Below are 3,283 nucleotides of genomic sequence, written 5' to 3'. Positions count from 1 at the left end.
CCAACTGAACAGCTGTTCAGTTGGCGGCTGTACCGGAATTTGGGAAATTCACGTTCTTATATCGTGCTTACATCAACACGGTCAATCAAAATTTCGAGCAAAGGATCAATATTCAGAGTTTTGTGATCCTCTGCCGAAAAAAATCCCTCCGAACATTGATCTGATCGGAGGGAGGAGAGGAGAGGAGAAACGCGCAGAGCGTCTCAGACAGATTGGGGGTGTGTGACGTCGTCAGCTCGCGGCCGGGCTCGTCTTCAGCTCGTCGAGATCGTAGGGCGTCGTCTGGTAGACGTAGTAGTTGAGCCAGTTCGAGTAGAGAAGGTGGGCGTGCCCGCGCCAGCGGAAGCGCGGCGTGCGGTTCGGGTCGTCGTCGGGGTAGTAGTTCTCGGGGACGGCGATCGCGAGGCCCTTCGCGAGGTCGCGCCTGTACTCGGCGTCAAGCGTGAGCAGGTCGTACTCGGGGTGGCCGGTGACGAAGATCTGGCGGCCGTTCTCGGTGGACATGAGGAACGGCCCCGTGCGGCGGCTGCCGGCGAGGACGCGCAGCGCCGGCGTCGCCTCGAGGTCGCGGAGGTTGAGGCCCGTGTGGCGCGAATGGGGCGCAAGGAACACGTCGTCGAACCCGCGCACGAGCGGGTTGTTCGGGCGCATGACCTCGTGCTCGAAGAGCCCGAAGAGCTTCTCCGCGAGCGGCTTCTTGCGGATGCCGAAGTGGTGCCAGAGGCCGGCGAAGGCGCCCCAGCAGAGGTGCATCGTGGAGAACACGTGCGTGCGGGTCCAGTCGAGAATCTCGGTGAGCTCCTCCCAGTACTTCACGTCCTCGAACTCGTACTGCTCGATCGGCGCGCCCGTGATGATCATGCCGTCGAAGCGCCGGTGCCGCACCTCGTCGAACGTGGTGTAGAAGGCGTCGAGGTGATCCCCGGAGACATGCGTCGCGCGGTGCGACTTCGTCTGCATGAGCGTGAGGTTCACCTGGAGCGGCGAGTTGGCGAGGAGCCTCGCGATCTGCGTCTCCGTCGTGATCTTCGTCGGCATCAGATTGAGCACGGCGATCTCAAGCGGACGGATGTCCTGCGTCCGCGCACGCTCGGGCGTCATCACGAAGACGTTTTCCTCTCCGAGACGGGTGTAGGCGGGCAGGCTGCGGGGCAGGATCACAGGCATCGGGAAACTCCTCTGACTTCAAGGTTTCAAGGGACGGCTTATTTCGACTTCACGGCGTCAAGCGCCTGCGCGAGGTCGGCGATCAGGTCGTCCTGGTGCTCGAGGCCGCAGGAGATGCGCACGAGCGAGGGCGAGATGCCGATGCGGGCAAGTTCCTCGTCGGTCATCTGGCGGTGCGTCGTGAGCGCCGGGGCGAGGCAGCAGGTGCGGGCATCGGCCACATGCGTCTCGATCACGATGAGCTTCAGGGCCTTCATGAACCTGAGCGCCGCCTCGCGGCCGCCCTTGATCGAGAAGGAGAGCACGCCGCAGCCGCCCTTCGGGAGGTACTTCCGCGCGCGCTCGTAGTACTTCGAGCTCTCGAGGTCGCAGTAGTTGACGTACTCGACCTGCGGGTGGCTCTCGAGGAACTTCGCGACCGCAAGGCCGTTCTTCGTATGGCGCTCCATGCGCACCGCGAGACTCTCGAGGCCCACGTTGAGGATGTAGGCGGAGAAGGGCGAGGCGGTGGCGCCGAGGTCGCGCATGAGCTCCACCGTGGCCTTCGTGATGTAAGCCGCGGCGTTGCCGAAGGCCTCGACGAAGACGAGGCCGTGGTACGTGGGATCGGGCTCGGTGAGGCCGGGGTACTTCGCGGCGTTCGCCTTCCAGTCGAAGCGGCCGGCGTCGACGATCGCGCCGCCCACGGTGGAGGCATGGCCGTCCATGTACTTCGTGGTCGAGTGCACGACGATGTCGGCGCCCCACTCGAAGGGGCGGCAGTTGATCGGGGTGGGGAAGGTGTTGTCGACCACGAGCGGCACGCCGTGGTCATGGGCGGCCTTCGCGAAGCGCTCGATGTCAAGCACCGTGAGGGCGGGGTTGGCGAGCGTCTCGCCGTAGACGAGCTTCGTGTTCGGGCGGAAGGCTTGGGCGAGCTCCTCGTCGCTGCAGTCCGGATCGACGAAGGTGGCCTCGACGCCCATCTTCTTCAGCGTGCTCGCGAGCAGGTTGTAGCTGCCGCCGTAGATGCTCGAGCTCGACACGACGTGGTCACCCTTCTGCGCGAGCGTGAAGATCGCGTAGAAGATGGCGGCCTGGCCGGAGGACGTGAGCATCGCCGCGGCGCCGCCCTCGAGCGCGCAGATCTTCGCCGCGACCTGGTCGCAGGTCGGGTTCTGCACGCGCGAATAGAAATAGCCGGCCTTCTTCAGATCGAAGAGGTCGGCCATCTGTTCGCAGGAGTCGTAGTTGAACGTCGTCGACTCGATGATCGGGAGCTGGCGCGGTTCGCCGTTCTTCGGCTTGTAGCCGCCGGTGAGACAGAGTGTGTCGATGTGCATGGGTGCGTTTCCTGTTTTTTCTTTGCTCTCAATCCGGGGAGACTTCACTCCGGGCTACCGCAGGAGGTTTCCGAAGGACCTCCGACGAGCCGTTGAAGGGAGTGATGCCCCGGGATGATTCGGATGCTATCGGTCCGTCGGGCACCCCGGAAGGAGGGGTCAGGGTAATACCGCAAGATGCAATTGAAAATTCCTTCTCCCCTGTCGCAGAGGGAATCCGAGGGTGTCACGTCATAACCATGTGTCTCGCCCGGGGAACGTCTGACAGAATGTGACCGCTCTCATTGCGAGCTTCCGCTCGAAAAAGAAACGCCCCCGGTTCCGAAGAAACGGAGGCGCGGAACTGCTGTCCGGGACGCGGAAGAGGGCCGTGGATCAGGTCGCTGCCGGGCTCGTCTTCAGCTCGTCGAGGTCGTAGGGCGTCGTCTGGTAGACGTAGTAGTTGAGCCAGTTCGAGTAGAGGAGGTGGGCGTGGCCGCGCCAGCGGAAATGCGGCGTGCGGTTCGGGTCGTCGTCCGGGTAGTAGTTCTCCGGGACGGCGATGGCGAGCCCCTTCTCGAGGTCGCGCCGGTACTCGGCGTCGAGCGTGAGGAGGTCGTACTCGGGGTGGCCGGTGACGAAGATCTGACGGCCGTTCTCGGTGGACATGAGGAACGGGCCCGTGCGGCGGCTCCCGGCGAGGACGCGCAGCGCCGGCGTCGCCTCGAGGTCGCGCAGGTTCAGACCCGTGTGCCGCGAGTGGGGCGCAAGGAACACGTCGTCGAACCCGCGCACGAGCGGGTTGTTCGGGCGCA

Annotated in this window: 3 protein-coding genes; all 3 read right to left on the bottom strand. The window is 64.3% G+C overall.

Going from position 1 to position 3,283, the window contains the following annotated elements:
• Positions 1-231: 231 nt before the first annotated feature.
• Entirely contained in the window at positions 232-1,167 is a 936-nt protein-coding gene (gene metA, locus Q4F91_RS13230) for a homoserine O-succinyltransferase (protein ID WP_303338201.1), read from the bottom strand.
• A 38-nt stretch (positions 1,168-1,205) separates the two neighbouring features.
• The gene (locus Q4F91_RS13225; RefSeq protein ID WP_303338200.1) at positions 1,206-2,489 is read right to left on the bottom strand and encodes an O-acetylhomoserine aminocarboxypropyltransferase/cysteine synthase family protein; all 1,284 of its coding nucleotides are present in this window, start codon (positions 2,487-2,489) and stop codon (positions 1,206-1,208) included.
• 375 nt (positions 2,490-2,864) lie between these two features.
• Positions 2,865-3,283: homoserine O-succinyltransferase (locus Q4F91_RS13220; protein ID WP_303338199.1), on the bottom strand; the 419-nt coding region annotated here is incomplete at its 5' end.

This window comes from Sutterella sp. (assembly GCF_030539355.1).
In the GTDB taxonomy this organism is placed as follows: domain Bacteria; phylum Pseudomonadota; class Gammaproteobacteria; order Burkholderiales; family Burkholderiaceae_F; genus Sutterella.
Note: the sequence above shows the minus strand (reverse complement) of the source record. Positions and strands in the feature narration are given on the sequence as shown.